Genomic DNA, 19,472 nt, shown 5'->3' with positions numbered 1-19,472 from the left:
CGTAATGTGGTCTTTTTTATTGCCGGCGATTTAATCTCCGGAGTCGATTTCTTTCAGATCGCCCTGAATAGCTGCCGCATTCGGGTTGATCTGCGGCTTCAGCTTGCCGCCGTTGGCGAGGAAATCGTTATGCTGGAAATAGGCCTCGCGCACAAAGATATAGGGATCTTTCGAATTGCGCAGAATGGCATCGGAATCCAGCAGTTCAGCACGGGTTTCAACGCCCTGCAACGCCCACTTACCTGCCGACATCCAGAAAGTCAGCCAGCTCAGCACCGGGTAAAGGTCGTCGACATAGTCGCCGCCGTCCTGACGCAGGGTAAAGCTCCCATAGAAAGGCAGCTGCGCATAAGGCCCATAGCCGACACCGTAGGAGCCAAGCGTGGTGCCAAAGCGTTCAGCGCCGGTGCGCGCGAGCTGCGGATTGGCTTTGCCGGCAACGTCAATGAATCCGCCCAGGCCGAGCACGGTGTTAAGGAAGAACCGGGTAAAGTGAATACCGGCATCGTTAGCATTACCTTTCAGGATGCTGTTAATCATGCTGGCAGATTCATCAAGGTTGCTGAGAAAATTACTGACGCCGGTGCGCGCCGGAACCGGTACATAATCGCGCCAGGCAACGGCAACCGGTCGCAACACGTAAGGATCCATCACGTTATAGTTAAAATCAAACATCACGCGGTTAAAACCTTCCAGAGGATCGGAACGGCCCTGGGGTTCATCCGCCGGTTTGGAGCTGGCGCAACCGACCAGTAAGACGCTGGCCAGCGCCAGGCCAGTCAGGCGAAAATTCATAGGGGTCTCCCTGTGCTTTAAGTCGTGTATCACTCTCACGGCTGCTGCTGATTTATCTCTACAGCCAGCTGTTGATGACCATCAAAAGGCGTTATTGCACTAATACCAATCCAGTCGCCCGGCTGCGGATTGGCGCTGCCATCACGAGAAATGCGGGCCCGAACCTGTATCTGATGCTGAGCGGAAAGCAGGCGCTCGGGCATCATGGCATTACTGTCATCAAGCGTCAGCGATAAAGGAAAATGACTCAGAGGCATTTTCTTTACTGCCACCGGAACAGGTGAAACGCCATCTGAAACGGAAATATACAATACTCCGCCCGCCGGTAACATTTTTTTGGCATCGGCGGCTAAAGAAACCCTCAACGACAGCTGATTAGCTTGCTGGCCGGCCTGGGTTCTCGCCTGCTCAATACTACGTTGAATCATCGCGGCCCGTTTATCATTCTCTGGCAATAAAGTTAACATTTTCTGCCAGGCGCCAATCGCACGATCGTATTGCTGTTGAGCGTAGGCATTAACGGCATCCAGCCCTAACAGCGCAATATTATTACCATCCTGCTGCAGCATATCGTGCAACATTACGCTGGCTTCGCGGTTATCCTGCGGGTCGGGAGAACGCACCAGCACTTCGACATAATTCAGCTTCAGCTGGCGATTTTCCGGCTGCAGCCGTAGCGCTTTTTCAAACGCCTGCCGCGCGGTTTGTCCATCGTTAAGCACCATGCCAATTCGCCCCAGCAGCATCCAGTCGTTAACGTTTTGCGGCTCCCGCTGCAAAGCGCTGCGGATACCGAGTCCGAGTTCACTGAGCTGCGCCATGGTCAGCGGCCGGGCATCGGGGTCCATCAGCTGCGCGCGCAGCGCGGGCAAATCATCCTGAACCTGTTTCCACTGCATCAGCTGCAGCAGACCGCCGGTTTTCAGATAAAAGCCCGCGCTTACCACCACCAGCAGCAGTACGCCAGGCAGCAGAACCCAGCGCGACAGGCTGTGTGCCGACGGGCGATCTTCCTGCGGGATATCGCTCAGCAACGTTTGCTGCAGTTCTGCCACCATATCCTGACGGCTGGCAATTAAACCTTCCGACTCATCTTGTTCTAATTCCCGCAGACGCTGATGATAAAAGGTGGTATTCAGCTTATCGCGATCGGTTTGCTGCTGAGGCTGGCGCTGCCAACCGGCAAACACAAATAGCGCTGCCGCTGCCAGCAATAATAACAGCAGCGTTAGCCAGAATACGCTCATGATTGTTTCCTGTTGCTTAATAGCTTATCGAGGCGACGCTGCTGCTCAGCGTCCAGCGTCGTTTCCAACTGAGATCGGCGCATACGACGACCGCGCAGGACAATCATCCCACCGCCGGCCAGCAGGAAAAACAGCGGTCCGGCCCACAGGATAAGCGTGGAAAACTCCAGCGGCGGCTGATAGCTAACGAAGTTGCCGTAGCGAGCAATCATATACTCCCTGACTTGCTGCGGCGTTTTGCCCTGCTGTAGCAGCTGATAGACTTTCAGCCGCATATCGCTGGCAATCATCGCGTTAGAATCAGCAATATTATTGTTCTGACATTTAGGGCAGCGCAGCGACTGAGTTAGCTGGCGGTATTGCTCTTCCTGCTGCGCAGAGCTGAAGTGTCGGGCATCAATGGCCGCCAGCGCGCTGACGCTAACCAGCGACGTCAGCATCAGCACGATCAATACCTTCATGTTCCCGCCTCCTGACTGTATTTTTGCCATAGCGGTTTCACCTCACTGTTCCAGACGCGCGGCGTCATATCCCCGGCGTGGCGATAACGGATGATGCCTTTGCCATCAATCAGGAAGGTTTCTGGCGCGCCGTAAACCCCCAGATCCAGGCCTAACATACCGTTGCCGTCAAACAGGCTCAGCGCGTAAGGATTGCCAAGATTGTTGAGCCAGTTAACCGCCTTAGTGCGATCGTCTTTATAGTTAAGGCCCACAACCCGCACCCCATCGGCCGCCAGCTGATTAAGGTATTGATGCTCGGCACGGCAGGTTGGGCACCAGGTCGCCCAGACGTTCAGCAGCAGCGGCTTACCGTCTATCAGCGCCGACCTGCCATATATTTTCCCGGGCTGCTCCAGCGCCTCAAGCTGAAACCGCGGCAGCGGCTTGCCAACCAGCGCTGACTCCAGGGTGGTCGGGTCATCACCGTCGGCATTACGCGTAAGCTGCCACATCAGCGCAACGGCCAGCAGCATAAACAGCACCAGCGGCAGCCAAAGAAGTTTTTTATTCATGCCGCCTCCCTGGCGACTTTTTTACGCGAGCGATAGCGCGGATCGAGCAGGCAAAGCACGCCGCCGACCGCCATAAACACGCCGCCAAGCCAAATCCAGCGAACGAAGGGTTTGTAATAGACGCGCACCGCCCAACTATCCCCGGCTATTTCTTCGCCCAGCGCAGCATAAAGATCGCGCGTCAGGCCGCCGCTGATGGCGGCTTCCGTCATCATGGTGCGCGAGGCGCTGTAAAAACGCTTTTCCGCCCGCAGCGTCGCTTCCGGTTTGCCGCCGCGGGTAACGGTAATAATCCCCACGCCACCGCTGTAGTTTGGTCCCTGCAGGTTCTGCACTCCCTGGAAGGTGAAATGGTAATTATGGATATCAACGCTGTCGCCAGCACGCATACGCACATCGCGCTCAACGCTGTAACTGGTACTAAAAGCAATACCGATCACGGTAACTGCCACGCCAAGGTGGCCCAGCACCATTCCCCAGTGGCTGCGCGATAAATGACGCAGTCCGCGCCAGAAACCGTGACGATGCGTGGCGCGCTCATGCAGCTCCATCAGCGTCAGAATAATCACCCACAGCGACATCATCAGCCCGACCACGGTCATGGCTTTAATGCGGTCTTGCATCAGCCACGGCAGCAAAATGGAAAGTAACAAGGTTGCCACCAGCGCCAGCGCCAGGCGTTTCCATAACTTCTGCGGTTCGTCGCGGCGCCAGCGCACCAGCGGGCCAATACCCAGCATCAGGGCAAACGGCGCCATCAGCCAGGTAAACATGGTATTGAAAAAGGGTTCGCCGACGGAAATGCTGCCCAAGCCCAGTTGCTTATGCACCAGCGGCAGCAGCGTACCCAGCAACACCACCAGCATGGCGGCAATCAGCAGAACGTTGTTACCCAATAAGAAGGACTCGCGCGACCAGACTTCATTTTGCACCCGACTGCGCACCTTGCCGCCTTTCAGGGCATACAGCAGCAGCGAACTGCCGATGACGATCACCAGAAATGCGAGAATAAACATGCCTCGAGCCGGGTCGGACGCGAAGGCATGAACCGAAACCAGCACCCCGGATCGAACGAGGAAAGTGCCCAGCAGGCTGAGCGAAAACGCCGTAATCGCCAGTAGCACCGTCCACGCCTTAAAGCTGCCGCGCTTTTCCGTCACCGCCAGCGAATGCATCAGCGCCGTTCCGGCCAGCCAGGGCATCAGGGAAGCATTTTCTACCGGATCCCAAAACCACCAGCCGCCCCAGCCAAGCACGTAATAGGACCAGGCCGAGCCAAGGACGATACCGCAGGTGAGAAACACCCAGGCGGCGGTGGTCCAGGGGCGCGACCAGCGCGCCCATGCGGTATCCAGCCTGCCGGTCATCAGCGAAGCAATAGCAAAGGCAAAGGCAACGGAGAAACCGACATACCCCATATAAAGCAGCGGTGGATGGACGATCAGGCCGGGGTCTTGCAGCATGGGATTCAGGTCGTGGCCGTCAATCGGATAGGTCGGCAGCGTACGGGTAAACGGGTTTGAGGTCAGCGTGATAAACAGCAGAAAGCCGAAATTAATCATCCCCATTACCGCCAGCACGCGGGCAATAGCATCCTGCGGCATCGCCCGGCTGAACAAGGCCACCAGCAGCGTCCAGGCGCTTAGCAGCAGCACCCACAGCAGCAAAGAGCCTTCGTGGGCGCCCCAGGTTGCAGCGATGCGATAGTAAACCGGTAGCAGGGAGTTGGAATTATTAACCACGTAGTCGACGCTGAAATCATTCACCACAAAAGCATGGATCAGGATGACAAAGGCCGCAGCAATGCAAACAAACAGTCCGTAGGCCAGCGGGCGCGCGGTCGCCATCAGCCGGCCGTCCTGGCGACTGGCGCCCCACAGAGGATAAATGCTTAATAGCAGCGAAAGCCCCAGCGCCAGGCAGAGCAGGAAACTGCCGATTTCTGGCATCATGAGCCTTCCCTCCCGGCGGATGATGCCTGGTAAACCGGCGTCGTGCCGTTAGGCTTTTTATTCATCGCATCTTTAATTTCCGGCGGCGTATATTTTTCGTCGTGCTTAGCCAGCACCTCTTTGGCGTTCACCAGGGTGGCGTTTTCCAGCACGCCCTGAGCGACAACCCCCTGCCCTTCACGGAACAGGTCGGGCAGGATGCCAACATACTGCACGCTGACGACGCCGTTACCGTCATAAAGTTGAAAGCTCACCGCCAGGGTTTTGGCATCGCGCTTGACGCTACCCGGCAGTACCATGCCACCCACGCGCAAACGCTGGCCGGCCTCGGGTTTCTCATGGGCGGCGCCTTTGCCATTGATAATTTCGCTGGGCGTATAGAAAAGATCGATATTAGAACGCAGCGCATACATCACCAGCGCGGTGGCCAGGCTCAGGCCAATCAATACCGCGAGGACCATTATCAGACGATTTTTACGACGGCTGTTCACGCGTTATTCTCCTGCCACTGCCGGGGGGATGCTGTTTTTTCTTTGCGCACGGCGAATGCGGCGCGCGCGCTGCTGACGCTGCTGAATTTCTTTTAGCAGCCGACGGTGAGCCAGCAAAGTGTGCGTGAGCAGAGCAAGCAGCGGTAACAGGGTAAAAGCAACCGCCAGCCAGACGTAGAAAGCGTAACCGCCCATGGCAAAAAAATCATGCCAGCTGGAAAATGCGGGAGTCATTGTCCTCGACCTCCTTTAACCAGCAGTGCAGCCACCCACGGACGACTGCACTCGCTTTGCAAAATAAGATTGCGTAGCCGCATCAGCGTCAGGGTAATAAATACCAGCAAATAGCCCAGAATCGACCAGCGCAGCGGCGAACGCATGCTGGGATCAATTGATTGCTGCAACATCCCGGAATTAGCCTGATGCAGCGTATTCCACCACTGCACCGAATAATGGATGACAGGAAGATTAACCACGCCGACCAGAATCAGAATGCCGGCAGCGCGCCCGGCGGTACGCCGATCGTCAAAGGCGTTATACAGGGCAATAACCCCCATATACAGGAACAACAGCACCAGCTCAGAGGTGAGGCGGGCATCCCAAATCCACCAGGTTCCCCACATGGGCTTACCCCAGGCGGAACCGGTTACCAGGGCGATAAAGGTAAAAATGGCCCCCACCGGCGCCATTGCGCCAGCCACTAAATCTGCCATTTTCATCTGCCAGACCAGGCCGGTAAAGGCGGCAACCGCCATCGCACCGTATACGCCCATCGACCACATGGCCGCCGGGACGTGGATATACATAATGCGATAGCTATTTCCCTGCTGATAATCGGCTGGCGCAAAGCCAAAGCCCCAGACCCAGCCCAGCAGCAGTGTTGCGACGGCCAGCAGCCCCAGCCATGGGACGAAACGCCCGCATAACTGATAAAGCCGCTCAGGCTTAGCCAGTTGATGGAACCATTTCCACATCTTTTTGCTCACATAATTATTAAATTAAAAGGGGTATTCCATTCCCTACTGACGGAGAGACGTCTGTCTGCTCCCGTTGTTTCAATGCAAACTGATGCGCAGCGCGGCGGCAATCGCAAAGGGCGATAGCGTCGCGCTCGCCAGCAAAAAAGCGCCAAGGATCGCCAGGTAGCCGCTTAGCGGCAGCCCCATGGCGGCGGCATCAATCGCCGCCGTAGCAAAAATAAGCACCGGTATCGCCAGCGGCAATACCAGCAGGCTTAACAACAGGCCGCCACGGCGAAGCCCTACGGTCAGCGCGACGCCAATCGCGCCGAGAAAGCTGAGCGTCGGCGTGCCCAGTAGCAGCGTCAGCGCTAATGCGCACCAGCTATTAAAATCTAAAGACAGCAGCAGAGCAGCCAGTGGTGATAACACAATTAATGGCAGCCCGGTTATTATCCAGTGCGCTGTCACTTTCCCCAGCGCCATAGCCGGCAGCGGCAGCGGCAGCAACAGCAGCTGTTCCAGCGAACCATCGCTAAAGTCATCGCGGAAAAGGCGTTCCAGCGCCAGCAGCGAAGCCAGCAGCGCGGCGACCCAGACCACGCCCGGCGCAATACGCGCCAGAAGCTGCGGCTGCGTGCCTATCCCCAGCGGGAATAGCGTAATAACAATCAAAAAAAACCACAGAGGATTAATGATGTCCGCGCCGCTACGAAACGCGCTGCGCAGTTCGCGCTGTACAATCAGCCAGAACATTACTCCGCCTCCGCTGGCTGCAGACGAATTTTACGCAGCGGGTAATCATCATCCGGCAAGTCCTGATGGGTGGTGAGAATCACCATTCCCCCCTCGCGGGCATGATCAACCAAACGCTGCATAAGAAAGCCCACTCCGGCTTTATCGATAGCCGTCAGCGGTTCATCCAGAATCCATAATTTCACCTGGCTTAACCACAGGCGCGCCAGCGCCACCCGCCGCTGCTGACCGGCGGACAGCGCAGCCACCGCCAGCTCCTCATAGCCCAGCAAACCAACCGACTCCAGCGCATCCCAGACGGCCTGAGTTTGCTGACCATGATGATAAAAGCGCAGGTTTTCCAGCGGCGTCAGCAGCGCTTTTATCCCCGGCAGATGACCAAGAAACAGCAGCTGATGATGAAACGCTTCCCGCTGGCGGCGAATATCCTGCTGCAGCCAGCGTACGCTCCCCTGCTCGCTACGATGCAAACCAGCAAGAATGCGCAGTAATGAGGTTTTTCCCGCGCCATTTGGCCCTTCAATCTGCAAAATATCGCCCGGATTGACGGTGAAACTCAAATTGCTAAACAGGGTACGTTCATCGCGAACGCAGGTCAGGCTGCGGGCTTCCAGCATCAAACGACATCACATTTATTAACGTTGCGCGCAACTATATCACAAGCGATTCCCCAGCCGTAGCGCTCAACCCCCTTGCTAATAGCAGCTTCATCGCTCTCCGGCCGGTCAAAGCAGTAATAAAGCTAAGAAAATGCATCTGTTATGATTTTGTTACTTTTTTGCACCAGCATTCGTTACCCAGGGCTGAGATAATCGTCACAACGCTTCAGCAAAAATTTCGCTGACCCAGTTCAAAAAAACATCCAGCCGACGCGATGCCTGTCGTTCACCGGCATAAATCGCATTGACCTGCATCGGGGTGGGTGGATAACCCGCCAGAACCTCCACCAGCTCGCCTCTTTGCAGCTGCTCTTCAAAGCGATAGCGCGGAGCCTGAATCAACCCCAACCCTTCTGCGGCCAGCGCGCCCGCGGTATCAGAGTTATCGGTCATTACCTGGGCAGGCAGCAGGCGGATTTCGCTGCGTCCGTCGCGAACAAATTCCAGCGGCATCACGTCGCCGGTTTGCGAAGAAACAAAACCCACCATTTTGTGACCATCAAGGTCGTCAATGCTGTACGGCGTACCGTGCTTCGCCAGGTAAGTCGGGCTGGCACAGGTGATCTCCTGCAGCGTACCGAGACGCCGCAGCCGCAGGCTGCTGTCTTCCGGCACGCCGACGCGGATCACGCAATCCACGCCCTCACGCACCAGATTTACAAAGCGGTCGGTCTGACCGAAGGTAATAACGATATCAGGATAGCGCTGTAAAAAGGCCGGCAGGCGCGGGACCAGAAAGGTGCGCGTCATCAGACCGGAGGCATTAATGCGCAGATGGCCGCCCGGCGCCGCTTTGCGAAACACCGTCCAGGTATCCTCAATATCGCCCAGCACCGCTCGTGCCCGACGGTAAAACTCCTCCCCCTCCGGCGTCGCTTTCACCGCACGGGTGGTACGCGCCAGCAGCTGCACGCCCGTTTCCAGCTCCAGCTGTTTGATGGCATTAGTGGCCGTGGAGCGGGCAATACCCAAATCGCGCGCCGCCTGAAAAAAGCTGCCGCCGTCCACAATCCGTACGTAAAGCTGGAGCTGCTGAACCTTATCCACGCATTTTTCCTCTGTCTGCACCGCTCGCAATTATTATTGATAGATGAATTATCATGTCAATTTCCAGACGATTATTTTTATTTTTACGACAGGTATAGTTGTTCTCAACGGTTAAACACCAACGGGAGCACTATCATGAAACACAACAAAGTAGCGATTGTTACAGGCGCATCTCGCGGGATTGGCGCGGATATCGCTCGCGGCCTCGCCGCTGACGGTATTGCCGTGCTGGTCAATTATTCACGCAGCCCTGAGCAGGCTGATGCTGTGGTGGCGGACATTATCGCCGCCGGCGGCAAGGCCGTCGCCCGGCAGAGCAACATCGCTGAAGCCTCAGCGGCGGCCAGCCTGTTCGATGAGGCAGAAGCGGCCTTCGGTAAGAAGGTGGATATCCTGGTAAACAATGCCGGGGTTATGAGCCTGTCAGCCATCGCCAACACCGACGATGAAAGTTTCGAACAGCAGATGGCTATCAACCTGGCCGCGCCTTTTCGCCTGATGCGCGAAGCAGCAACCCGGCTGAATGATAGCGGCCGTATCATCAACTTTTCGTCCAGCGTGGTTGGGCTGTATCAGCCACAGTATGGCGTATACGCCGCCACCAAAGCTGCCGTTGAGGCGCTTACTCATATACTGGCAAAAGAGCTGGGACCGCGCGCCATTACGGTTAACGCCATCGCCCCCGGACCGGTTGCAACCGAACTGTTCCTGAACGGCAAAAGCGACGATCTTATCGCGCGTATTAAGGGGATGAATCCGCTGGGCCGCCTCGGCGAACCACAGGATATTATGCAGGTCGTGCGCTTCCTGGCGAGCAATGAAAGCGGTTGGATTAACGGCCAGACTATCCGGGCAAATGGCGGGGTAATCTGATGGCCAGAATTTTAATTACTGGCGCCTCCAGCGGATTTGGCGCCATGACCGCAGAAGCGCTGGCGCGCAGCGGACACCAAGTTTTTGCCACAATGCGCAGCGTTAGCGGCCACGGCGGCGTTCCGGCGCAGAAGGTCGCCACGCTGGCCGCCGAAGGGCTGGCAATAGAAGCGATTGAGCTGGATGTTACCCGCGAGTCGTCGGTAGACGCGGCGGTAAAGCAGATTATCGCACACGCCGGCGGCATCGACGTGCTGATCCATAACGCCGGTCATATGGTGTTTGGTCCGGCAGAAGCGTTTACGCCTGAGCAGCTGGCGCAGCTGTATGACGTCAATGTCCTTGGCACGCAGCGCGTTAACCGCGCAGTGCTGCCCGGCATGAGGGCCGCTGGCGATGGGCTGGTCATCTGGGTCGGCTCCACCTCCACCCGTGGCGGCACTCCGCCTTTCCTCTCGCCCTACTTTGCCGCCAAGGCCGCAATGGATGCGCTGGCGCAAAGTTATGCGCTGGAGCTTTCCCGCTTCGGCATTGAAACCAGCATCGTCGTCCCCGGCGCCTTCACCGGCGGAACCGAGCATTTCGCCAATGCCGGCCAGCCTGCCGATAGCGATCGGGCCGATCTCTGGTGGCAGGGACCGTACGCCGGCGTTGACCAGCAAGCTCTGAAAGGGCTGGCGGCACTGGAACCGGCAGATGCTGACCCTGCCAGCATCGCCAGCGAAATTGTACGCATCGTTGCGTTACCTAAAGGCCAGCGCCCGTTCCGCAGTCATCTCGATCCGTCTCAGGACGGCGCTGAAATAGTGAATGCCGTAGCGGACCGCGTCCGCGCCCAGCTGCTGGAGCGAATTGGTTTGGCCAATCTGCTCCATGTACAACCATAAACCAGGAGAACATCATGCCATTTGTTAATATTAAGACCCCGGAAGCCGCGCTGAATACCCAGCAAAAAACCGAAATCAGCCATCGGATAACCGAGTTACTGGTGGAATATTTCAGCGAACACGCCCGCGCCCATACCATGGTCCTCATCGAAGAGGTTAAGGATGGCGGCTATTACCGTGCGGATGAGCCGTTCAGCATTCCGCCGGAGTATCGAGCGAAGTAGCGCTAGGCAACTGAAATTAAACGGTTTTTAGGTGATGAGTGCGGTGAGAAAGAAATGGCGTCCCCTGCAGGAATCGAACCTGCAACTAGCCCTTAGGAGGGGCTCGTTATATCCATTTAACTAAGGAGACAGCGGCACGTAGTATAACCCTGTCTGATAATAAAATTCATCACCTGGCGCGCCGTTTGCTTGTTTTACAGGCAGATGGCGTAAATTTACAGGGGGAACGTCGCGACAGGCCTCAGCCGTGGCGCGCAAAACGCCTGCGCCTGGCCCGCGCGATTTGTCCCATTTACAGCGCAAACAACGCCCCCATGCCAACCCTACGCGCTGGCGGCCAGCGCTTCAGCCGCCAGTAAACTGCGGTTCGGCAATGCCAGCAATCGGAAGATCAATGGCAAACAGGTCACCAGATTGCGGATAGCGGGCCAGCTCTTGCGCACTGCGATCTTCACGGGATGAGGTGACATAGAGCGTTTTTAAATCCGCGCCGCCGAACGCCACCATTGTTGGCCAGCGCACCGGCAGTGGAATGCTGGCAACGATGTCTCCATTTGCAGGATCGATGCGCACCACTTTGCCGCCGGCATACAGCGCCGACCAGTAATAGCCTTCCACATCAACCGCTGCGCCATCCGGCAGCCCGTCGGCAGCATCATCAAATCGTCTCAGCACCTCGCGGGCGCCCGGTTCACCTTCGCTATCCAGCGGGTAACGATAGAGCATGCCGTTCGGGGTGTCTGAGTGGTACATCCAGCGGCGATCGGGCGAGAATGCCAGCCCGTTAGAAATTTTAATATCGCCAGCCATCACCCGCAGATTGAGCTGATTATCCAGCCGGCACAGATGAGCGCCATTCCGGTCCTGGGGCTGCCAGAGATTACCGCACCAGAAACGGCCCCAGGGATCGACCCGACCATCGTTAAAGCGGCTTTTATCGGTGGGATCGGGGTTTTCCCCCAGCCAGCGGGTAATCCTGCCCTGCGCATCCATAAAGCACACCCCGCTGCGCAGCGCGGCAACAAAACCGCCAGCAGCACGCAAACCGAGGCAGCCAATATGCTGTTCAACCGGGAAAACATCATGATCGCCACTTTGTGGATCATAACGATGAATTGCGGGCGCAAGAATATCGAGAAAATAGAGCACTTGTTCTTTTACTGACCACAGAGGACATTCTCCCAGTTCAGCCTGAACGGCCAGAACATGCCTTAGCGAATATTTCATAAGCGCTTACTCTGATGAGGGATAAAAAAAGCTTAGTAAAAATTCAGATAATTCCAAGAAAAGATGGTATTTTTTAAAATTAATCCTATTTAATCACGACAGAAATAACCACCCTCACCGATTTCATTATTATTTTGAAATAACTTACGAAATAACTCTACAAAGCGGGCATGATTCCTCCACTTTTGACTTGTAATTTGTTAGTTATCGAAGAGGTTGAGGAGACCTTAAATGAGAAACCTGCTTAAAGCGTCTTCAGTAGTGGCTCTGGTCGTAATGCTAAGCGGCTGTATCGTTGAGCGAGGTCATCACCACGGCGGAGGATATCACCACGGATACAGCGCTGGCTACCGGGCCGGCGAGCATATGCCGCCGCCACCCAGACGCTGGTAATACAGGCGGCGAAGAATTCCCGCAGGTGGGCAAAGCCTGCACACAGCAATATAATTACAACAACATTATTAAATAAAATGAAATAAAGCCGGGCGGAGATTTTCTTCGCCCGGCTTTATTAGCTTTTGATTGTATAGTTGCATTGATACCAGGCTTTCATTAACCCCGGAATATCACTGGTTTTCGGCTTGAGGGCCTCTACCTTATCAAAACCACGCGATGTGCAATATTGCATAACATCGTTTTGCATCGCCGTTTTATCTACTTTTAACGGATTGTAGCGATATTGCACGGTATTAACTGCACGATCTTCATCAACGCGCTCAAAGGCGCCGGGCTTGTGCGACGTGCAGCCGGCCAGCAGCAAAAAGGTCAGCATGCAGGCAAATTGGCTCTTCATTATTACTCCTCTCTGGTGAATCCGTAATGCTAAACGCTGTCAGCCAAAGCAAACCATCAGAGCAATACGCAATTAAGCATAAAGTCAGATAATTTTTGCCGATTGAATTGATTTAGTAAGACAACTGCACATTTTAATCCCAGGGTGCGAGAATCATTGCCGACAAGCCAGGTTGTCCAACAAAACACCAGGAAATTGAAGCAGTTGCTTATTAGCCCGCTAATGCGGGCTTTTTTTTATCTGACGACAGCCAGCGAGTAATTAATTTATCTCTTTTATCGCTGGCAGGTTTATCGCTATGTGCCAGGGCTTATCGATCGCAGCGCACGTCGATCATCACCGGGCAGTGAGCCTGCTCGATCACTGCGGCGCTAACTGACCCTTTAAGTAAGCGGTTAAAGGACGTCAGGTGTCTGCGTCCCATGATGATTATTTCCGCATTAAGGATCTTAGCCTGATGAACGATGGTGGTAGCAGCGTCACCGGCGATCACTCTACCGCGCGCCTCAACGCCTGCATGTAACAGCTGAGCCAGCGCCTGACGCACCACCGACTCCGCACTATTTTGCTCATCCCGGCTACGAATTTCGTCATCGATGTCCTCGCCGGCCGTCAGCTCCAGCGGCGCACTAAGATTGCAGCGCTTTTCATCAACGCAGCATAGCACCATTACCTGCGCGCTCAGCGCCTGTGCCTGCTGTACCGCCAGCGCGACCACTTTGCGGGCAATTGCCGAGTTATCAATGGCCACCAGAAGGGTTTTCATTTTTTGTCCTCAATGCGTTGCGACCAGGTTGCCAATCGCCCATGGCGCCGTCGCGTTGCGATTCAGCCTCATTTTCAACAAAGCCATTGCGCCTGAGGCTCAAAGCGCGAGGTTGGTCAGCGTACTACGGGGTCGGCGAATATGCCTGTCTTAAGGCCATTTATGGTATCGCACCCGGGGATAATCTGTCAGCAACGGCTAATCCGCCGTCGCTATGACAATAAAAAAATTTACCGTCGAAACTTCTATGCGCAAAATGTGAGCGAAATCTCAGCACAATCAACTTTATTTTGCTTCGGGATGCGGGTAGATTAGTCAGCGATCCTGCCATGAGGCATTCATGGCAACCAGAATGAACAGCGACAAAGCGTCTCTTTGTACGCGTTCATGTGATCTGTTTGCGTTGCGCGGGCCTGGGATCGCCGAAGTCGCAGTCGCACAGAGGAGCTTTTTGTGAAATACGCGTTGATGGGCATTTCGTTCTTACTGGTGGTCTGGGTGGGTACTTTTTACCTGATGTTGTAACAGAACCATCCTGAAAGTGGGTCAGGTGTCCCTGACCCATTCCGGAGACCGTTAACTTTCAAGGCTCTCGCTTTTAACGCTGCCCGGCAGAATACCATCGGCACGAAACATCGACTTAATTCCCCGCACCGCCTGCCGTATGCGATCGCTGTTTTCAATCAGCGCAAAGCGCACGTGCGTATCGCCGTAATCGCCAAATCCAATGCCGGGGGAAACGCAAACTTTCGCCTCCTGCAGCAGACGTTTAGCAAATTCCAGCGAGCCGAGATGGGCATAGTGATCGGGAATTTTTGCCCAGACGTACATCGACGCTTTTGGTACCTCGACCATCCAGCCCGCTTCATGTAACCCTTTGACCATCACATCACGACGGCGTTTGTACTCGGCGGCGATGGTATGAACGCAGCTCTGGTCTCCTTCCAGCGCGGCAATAGCAGCTACCTGCAGCGGGGTAAAAGTGCCATAGTCGTGGTAACTTTTTATCCGCGCCAGCGCCGCTACCAGCTCTTTGTTGCCGACCATAAAACCGATGCGCCAGCCGGCCATATTGTAGCTTTTCGATAGCGTAAAAAACTCCACGGCCACATCGCGTGCGCCCGGCACCTGCATGATTGAAGGCGCCTTCCAGCCGTCATACACAATGTCGGCATAGGCAAGATCGTGAATCACCAGCACGTTATACTGCTTAGCCAGCGCCACGACCCGCTCAAAAAAATCCAGCTCGACGCATTGCGCGGTTGGATTCGACGGAAAGCCAAGAATCATCATCTTCGGTTTGGGATAGCTTTCGCGTATTGCGCGCTCAAGCTCAGCAAAAAAATCGATACCCTGTACCAGCGGAACCGAACGAACCTGCGCCCCGGCGATTACCGCGCCGTAAATATGGATCGGATAGCTGGGATTGGGCACCAGCACGGTATCGCCGTGATCGAGCGTCGCCAGCATCAGATGCGCCAGACCTTCCTTGGATCCGATGGTAACAATGGCTTCGCTTTCCGGATCGATTTCGACCTGATAGCGCTCCTGATACCAGTGGGAGATGGCACGGCGCAAGCGGGGAATGCCCCGTGAGGTCGAGTAACCATGGGTATCATCACGCTGTGCGACGGAGCAAAGCTTTTCCACGATATGCGGCGGCGTCGGGCCATCGGGATTGCCCATACTGAAATCGACAATGTCTTCGCCGCGCCGACGCGCAGCCATTTTCAATTCAGCGGTAATATTAAATACGTAGGGGGGAAGGCGTTCGATGCGCGAAAAACGGCGAGCAGATGAATTATCAGCCATATTATCCTCAGATGTACGTTAGCGCCCGGACCGTCCGAGCGACGCTGACCACCAGAGTGGTCGAACTTTGAACTTATCTCAATCAGGCTGATGCTGTCGAGAGGCATGATAAAATTTTTTTAAAGCGCTATCCGAGGCGACCAAACACCCAATCATTCTTCCATTTGCCGCGTAGCAGATAATTATCCCGTAACACGCCCTCCAGAAGAAAGCCGTTCTTTTCCAGAATGCGCCGCGACGGCCAGTTCCCTTCTACCACATGCGCCTTCAGCTTGTGAAAGTCACACTGCTGCAATAAATACTCGCACAGTGCCGCCAGCGCTTCGCTGCCAAACCCCTGACCATGAAACTGACTAAGAAAAGCATAGCCAACCTCAACCTGACGGTGTGGATACCATTCAGCGTTGGCGCCCAGCAAACCTATCGCTTCGCCGTTTTGCTTCTGGCGCACCACCAGACAAAGCATGTGGTAGCTGGTGACAAACCACGGCAGCAGGCGCTCGTTAAATCGTTTCTGCAGTTCTTTATCGTCAGGCACCGCACCGATCCAGGCCATACTTTGCTCATCCTGATGCACCTGCTGGAATAGCATCCAGTCTTGCGGCTGCAGCAGCGCCATCGCCAGACGTTCAGTTTCGAGTAGCATTCAGGGCCTCAAAAAATGGGAAATAATAAAAGTATATTTTTAATAACATCCCTGTTTTCGTATTTTTATTAACTTAAAAATAACATAACCAGCTCGCATTACTGTCTGACCCGCTGGATATTTACGCTTTATAGCGATTAATCGCGCTAAACAGTGGTTTAAAATGCCAGATAAAACGCGTTTAACCAACGTTAATAATTTCCTCTATTGTTTAGTCAGGTTTCCCCAATTAAGACAACAAAAGGCCAATGGCAACGGCGGGCCTGCGAGAGCCGTGATTTTTTTACCGTCAGATCAAGGCAGGTCGTCAGCTGATGAGGCTATAGCGGAGCGACGGGCGTCGCCCCGCGAAAAGATTACAGCACCCGCCCCAACGTCTGGCGCAGATGCGCGCCGGCACCCAGCAGTCCCGGCTGATCGTGGGTTATCAGATAGACAGGAATCGGGTGGACATAATCGTGGAAGCGCCCTTTATCTTCGAACGCAGCGCGAAATCCTGACGCTTTAAAAAATTCCAGAAAACGCGGCACGATGCCGCCGGCAATATAAACACCGCCAAACGTACCCAGCGTCAGCGCCAGGTTGCCGCCAAAGCGCCCCATAATGACGCAAAACAGCGACAGCGCGCGACGACAGTCCGTACAGCTGTCGGCCAGCGCCCGTTCGGACACGTCTTTAGGCTTTAAATTTTCCGGCAGGCGTCCGTCCGATTTAACAATGGCCCGATAGAGATTCACCAGACCCGCCCCTGAAAGCACCCGCTCTGCCGATACGTGCCCCATTTCGGTACGCAGCACCTCCAGAATCAGATCCTCTTCTTCGCTGTTAGGGGCAAAATCAACGTGTCCGCCCTCTCCCGGCAGGCTGACCCAACGCTTATCAACGTGGACCAGATGGGCAACGCCAAGCCCGGTGCCGGCGCCATACACGGCAATCGGCTTATCCTCCACCGGCGCATTGCCGCCAAACTGCAGAACGTCTTGCGCTTTCAGCATCGGGATCGCCATGGATACGGCGGTGAAATCGTTGATTATCTCCAGATGTTCAAAACCAAGACTGACCTTCATTTTACTGGTTGAAAACGCCCAGTCGTGGTTGGTCATCTCCACCCAGTCTTCGGTAACCGGGCAGGCAATGGCGATGCACCCGTCTTTTATCTCTTTTTGCTGTTCATCAAGCCAGGTGCGGATAACCGCTTCCAGGCTTTCATATTCTGCTGTGGAGAACGTTTTGGCTTGTGAGATGGCGCCGCTTTCGACATCGCACAGCGCAAGCCGCGCGTTTGTCCCGCCAACATCTCCCACCAAAGCATAACTGGTCATTATTGTTTTGCTCCGCTTACGTCAATTAAAGACACTATAAAATCCAGCCGGGAAAACAACAACGCCCACCGACTATAAAGGGTGAGCGTCTGTGCATTTCCATTCGCTTACCTTACCTGCATGACTGCTGAGATGACAGTCTACTAGTCTTAAATTGTTAAAAAGCAGCATTGCGATGTAATGCCGCGCTGACCGCCTGTAGCAGCGGCGGTAAATCCTGCTGCGGCAGACAGACTTCAACCAGCGTCATTTGCGATTGTTGATTTACCAGGCCCATGACTTCCTCCAGCTGCGCATGTTCATTGACTCGCCAGCTTTGTACCATTGGCGACAAGCTGAAAGCCGCCGGCAGCCCCGTCCAGTTCCACGCGGCGATATCGTTATAGCGCTGCTGCGGACCGTGAATGGCGCGCTCTACCGTATAGCCGCCGTTGTTGAGGATAAAGATAACCGGCCGCTGACCGTCACGCATCATAGAGCTTATCTCCTGGATGGTCAGCTGTGCCGAACCGTCGCCAATCAGCAAAATTATCCGCTGATGCGGCAGCGCCGTTTGCGCGCCAAATGCTGCGGGTAAAGTATAGCCAATCGATCCCCATAGCGGCTGCACTAATAACCGGCAGCCGGGCGGCAGGCGCAAGCTTGCAGCGCCAAAGGCCGCTGTGCCCTGATCGGCAAGGATAATATCTCCCGGGCGAATAAAATTTTGCATTGCCCGCCATAGCTGCAGCTGCGATAACACGCAGGCATCCGGCACGACGTCGGGCTGATGGTAACTGTCCAGCGGATCACTCAGCGTCAGTCTGACAGTGAGCTGACGCAAAACCGTAACCGCATCAACAAAGGTTATTCCGCTGAACGTCTCATCCCCCACCCGGCAGGAACAAGGTTGAATTTCAATGGTGCGCTTCCGGTCTATCTGCTGGCTAAAACCTGCGGTAAGGGTATCGCTGAACAGCGTACCGGCGAGAATCAGCACTTCAGCCTGCTCAATTGCCCGGCGGGTAACCGCATCGCTGGCGGCGCCGGCATATGTGCCCGCAAACCGCGGATGCTGTTCCGGCAGAATCCCCTTCCCCATCAGCAGGGTGGAAAATGCCAGCGGCTGTTCTTCAACCCAGCGCGCCAGCACGTCGCCGGCGCCAAAACGCCCGGCAAGAAAATCGGCCAGTAATGCAACCCGCGTGGCGCCCCGTAGCAGCTCGCTGGCGGCCACGCGGAAGGCTTCCAGCGAACGTGGGCAGGAGTCACGGTGTCCATTCATTGGCTCATCGGGCAGTGCGGCGGGCAGCGCGGCAATATCACATGGCACAACCAGGCACACCGGACGCCGGGCGCGTAAGGCGGTAATAATCACCCGGTCAATTTCCATACAAGGCTGGTCTGCTGTCAGCATTGCCTGATCGATGGTGACTTCTTTTTGCATTCTCAGGAAGCGCTGAAAATCGCCATCACCAAAGCTGTGGTGCAAAAGCTGACCCTCGCGCTGGGCCTGCAGCGGCGGCGCGCCAACGATATGAATCACCGGAACATATTCTGCAAAGCTGCCTGCGGTGCCATTAATCGCGCTGAGCTCGCCGACGCCGAAGGTCGTCAGCAACGCCCCGGCGCCGCGACAGCGCGCATAGCCATCGGCGGCATAGGCTGCATTGAGTTCGTTAGTGCAGCCTACCCAGGCGACCGACGGGTGCGCCAGCACGCTATCCAGAAACTGCAGATTGTAATCGCCGGGTACGCCAAACAGATTATCGATGCCCGCTTCGTGCAGGCGGGCCAGCAGGTAATCGCCAACGGTGCTATTCATGCTCGGACTCCAGCAAAAGAGGGTGCTATCAGTATTGGTGAATTTTTCTTCACCTGAATAAGAAATATACCGGCAGCAAATGGCAAGGCTTCGTTACGCCTCAGATTCCTCCTTAAGTGGGATTTAACCCACGCTTTACCCTAGTGTAAACGTATACACTAGAGCGCATCACCCGCTAGCCTGTTCAAAGGAAAGAG

23 protein-coding genes and 1 tRNA gene are annotated in these 19,472 nt (G+C 55.3%); 5 read left to right on the top strand and 19 right to left on the bottom strand.

Annotation, left to right across the window (positions count from 1 at the left end):
• Window positions 1-30: 30 nt before the first annotated feature.
• From mlaA to BTJ39_RS15720, 11 genes are all read right to left on the bottom strand, one after another.
• Window positions 31-795 carry a phospholipid-binding lipoprotein MlaA gene (gene mlaA, locus BTJ39_RS15770; RefSeq protein WP_078003643.1) on the bottom strand — a complete coding sequence of 255 codons (765 nt, stop codon included), beginning with the start codon at window positions 793-795 and terminating at the stop codon, window positions 31-33.
• 35 nt (window positions 796-830) lie between these two features.
• Window positions 831-2,042, bottom strand: a complete 1,212-nt coding sequence (gene ccmI / locus BTJ39_RS15765) for a c-type cytochrome biogenesis protein CcmI (protein ID WP_078003642.1) — start codon at window positions 2,040-2,042, stop codon at window positions 831-833.
• Window positions 2,039-2,503 carry a cytochrome c-type biogenesis protein gene (locus tag BTJ39_RS15760; RefSeq protein WP_078003641.1) on the bottom strand — a complete coding sequence of 155 codons (465 nt, stop codon included), beginning with the start codon at window positions 2,501-2,503 and terminating at the stop codon, window positions 2,039-2,041. Before BTJ39_RS15760 ends, ccmI begins: the two co-directional genes overlap by 4 nt.
• Window positions 2,500-3,057, bottom strand: a complete 558-nt coding sequence (locus BTJ39_RS15755) for a DsbE family thiol:disulfide interchange protein (RefSeq protein WP_078003640.1) — start codon at window positions 3,055-3,057, stop codon at window positions 2,500-2,502. The genes BTJ39_RS15760 and BTJ39_RS15755 overlap by 4 nt, the downstream gene beginning before the upstream one ends.
• A complete protein-coding gene (locus BTJ39_RS15750; protein ID WP_078003639.1) occupies window positions 3,054-5,009 on the bottom strand; it encodes a heme lyase CcmF/NrfE family subunit in 1,956 nt (651 codons plus the stop codon). The genes BTJ39_RS15755 and BTJ39_RS15750 overlap by 4 nt, the downstream gene beginning before the upstream one ends.
• Window positions 5,006-5,500, bottom strand: coding sequence for a cytochrome c maturation protein CcmE (gene ccmE / locus BTJ39_RS15745; protein ID WP_078003638.1), 495 nt, complete (start codon window positions 5,498-5,500; stop codon window positions 5,006-5,008). The genes BTJ39_RS15750 and ccmE overlap by 4 nt, the downstream gene beginning before the upstream one ends.
• Window positions 5,501-5,503: 3 nt before the next feature.
• Complete coding sequence (gene ccmD / locus BTJ39_RS15740; RefSeq protein ID WP_078003637.1) at window positions 5,504-5,734, bottom strand: heme exporter protein CcmD; 231 nt, start codon at window positions 5,732-5,734, stop codon at window positions 5,504-5,506.
• Window positions 5,731-6,474, bottom strand: a complete 744-nt coding sequence (locus tag BTJ39_RS15735; RefSeq protein WP_078003636.1) for a heme ABC transporter permease — start codon at window positions 6,472-6,474, stop codon at window positions 5,731-5,733. Before BTJ39_RS15735 ends, ccmD begins: the two co-directional genes overlap by 4 nt.
• 81 nt (window positions 6,475-6,555) lie before the next feature.
• Entirely contained in the window at window positions 6,556-7,215 is a 660-nt protein-coding gene (gene ccmB / locus BTJ39_RS15730; RefSeq protein ID WP_078003635.1) for a heme exporter protein CcmB, read from the bottom strand.
• On the bottom strand, window positions 7,215-7,832 hold the full coding sequence (gene ccmA, locus BTJ39_RS15725; RefSeq protein ID WP_078003634.1) for a cytochrome c biogenesis heme-transporting ATPase CcmA: 618 nt from the start codon (window positions 7,830-7,832) through the stop codon (window positions 7,215-7,217). Before ccmA ends, ccmB begins: the two co-directional genes overlap by 1 nt.
• Before the next feature lie 198 nt (window positions 7,833-8,030).
• Complete coding sequence (locus BTJ39_RS15720) at window positions 8,031-8,921, bottom strand: LysR family transcriptional regulator (RefSeq protein ID WP_078003633.1); 891 nt, start codon at window positions 8,919-8,921, stop codon at window positions 8,031-8,033.
• 135 nt (window positions 8,922-9,056) lie between these two features.
• On the opposite strand from BTJ39_RS15720, the gene BTJ39_RS15715 reads away from it, so the two are divergent.
• From BTJ39_RS15715 to BTJ39_RS15705, 3 genes are read left to right on the top strand one after another with little or no spacing between them, the layout of a single operon-like run.
• Window positions 9,057-9,794: an SDR family oxidoreductase gene (locus BTJ39_RS15715; RefSeq protein WP_078003632.1), complete on the top strand. Its 738-nt coding sequence runs from the start codon at window positions 9,057-9,059 to the stop codon at window positions 9,792-9,794.
• Entirely contained in the window at window positions 9,794-10,681 is an 888-nt protein-coding gene (locus BTJ39_RS15710; RefSeq protein ID WP_078003631.1) for an SDR family oxidoreductase, read from the top strand. Before BTJ39_RS15715 ends, BTJ39_RS15710 begins: the two co-directional genes overlap by 1 nt.
• Before the next feature lie 14 nt (window positions 10,682-10,695).
• Window positions 10,696-10,905, top strand: a complete 210-nt coding sequence (locus BTJ39_RS15705; protein ID WP_078003630.1) for a tautomerase family protein — start codon at window positions 10,696-10,698, stop codon at window positions 10,903-10,905.
• Window positions 10,906-10,960: 55 nt separating this feature from the next.
• On the opposite strand, the gene BTJ39_RS15700 is transcribed toward BTJ39_RS15705, so the two are convergent.
• Both BTJ39_RS15700 and BTJ39_RS15695 read right to left on the bottom strand, forming a co-directional pair.
• Window positions 10,961-11,035: transfer RNA gene (locus BTJ39_RS15700), tRNA-Arg, on the bottom strand.
• A 215-nt stretch (window positions 11,036-11,250) separates the two neighbouring features.
• Window positions 11,251-12,132, bottom strand: a complete 882-nt coding sequence (locus tag BTJ39_RS15695) for an SMP-30/gluconolactonase/LRE family protein (protein WP_078003629.1) — start codon at window positions 12,130-12,132, stop codon at window positions 11,251-11,253.
• A 231-nt stretch (window positions 12,133-12,363) separates the two neighbouring features.
• Between BTJ39_RS15695 and BTJ39_RS24890 the strand changes: the two genes are divergently transcribed.
• Complete coding sequence (locus BTJ39_RS24890; RefSeq protein ID WP_176110335.1) at window positions 12,364-12,525, top strand: hypothetical protein; 162 nt, start codon at window positions 12,364-12,366, stop codon at window positions 12,523-12,525.
• Window positions 12,526-12,643: 118 nt separating this feature from the next.
• Here the strand turns inward: BTJ39_RS24890 and BTJ39_RS15690 are convergent, their stop codons facing one another.
• Together BTJ39_RS15690 and BTJ39_RS15685 are read right to left on the bottom strand one after the other, a co-directional pair.
• Window positions 12,644-12,925, bottom strand: coding sequence for a hypothetical protein (locus BTJ39_RS15690; protein ID WP_078003628.1), 282 nt, complete (start codon window positions 12,923-12,925; stop codon window positions 12,644-12,646).
• 310 nt (window positions 12,926-13,235) lie between these two features.
• Entirely contained in the window at window positions 13,236-13,691 is a 456-nt protein-coding gene (locus tag BTJ39_RS15685; RefSeq protein WP_078003627.1) for a universal stress protein, read from the bottom strand.
• Between the two features lie 453 nt (window positions 13,692-14,144).
• Between BTJ39_RS15685 and ypdK the strand changes: the two genes are divergently transcribed.
• Entirely contained in the window at window positions 14,145-14,216 is a 72-nt protein-coding gene (gene ypdK, locus BTJ39_RS25435) for a membrane protein YpdK (protein WP_139356363.1), read from the top strand.
• A 51-nt stretch (window positions 14,217-14,267) separates the two neighbouring features.
• Here the strand turns inward: ypdK and alaC are convergent, their stop codons facing one another.
• From alaC to BTJ39_RS15665, 4 genes are all read right to left on the bottom strand, one after another.
• Window positions 14,268-15,503: an alanine transaminase gene (alaC, locus tag BTJ39_RS15680; protein WP_078003626.1), complete on the bottom strand. Its 1,236-nt coding sequence runs from the start codon at window positions 15,501-15,503 to the stop codon at window positions 14,268-14,270.
• 127 nt (window positions 15,504-15,630) lie between these two features.
• On the bottom strand, window positions 15,631-16,149 hold the full coding sequence (locus tag BTJ39_RS15675) for a GNAT family N-acetyltransferase (RefSeq protein ID WP_078003625.1): 519 nt from the start codon (window positions 16,147-16,149) through the stop codon (window positions 15,631-15,633).
• Window positions 16,150-16,505: 356 nt separating this feature from the next.
• Window positions 16,506-17,471 (bottom strand): glucokinase, encoded by a 966-nt coding sequence (glk, locus tag BTJ39_RS15670; protein WP_078003624.1) that lies wholly within the window; start codon window positions 17,469-17,471, stop codon window positions 16,506-16,508.
• A gap of 157 nt (window positions 17,472-17,628) precedes the next feature.
• Window positions 17,629-19,275, bottom strand: a complete 1,647-nt coding sequence (locus BTJ39_RS15665) for an alpha-keto acid decarboxylase family protein (protein ID WP_078003623.1) — start codon at window positions 19,273-19,275, stop codon at window positions 17,629-17,631.
• Window positions 19,276-19,472: the final 197 nt, after the last annotated feature.

Source organism: Izhakiella australiensis (assembly GCF_002006995.1).
In the GTDB taxonomy this organism is placed as follows: Bacteria; Pseudomonadota; Gammaproteobacteria; order Enterobacterales; family Enterobacteriaceae; genus Izhakiella; species Izhakiella australiensis.
Note: the sequence above shows the minus strand (reverse complement) of the source record. Positions and strands in the feature narration are given on the sequence as shown.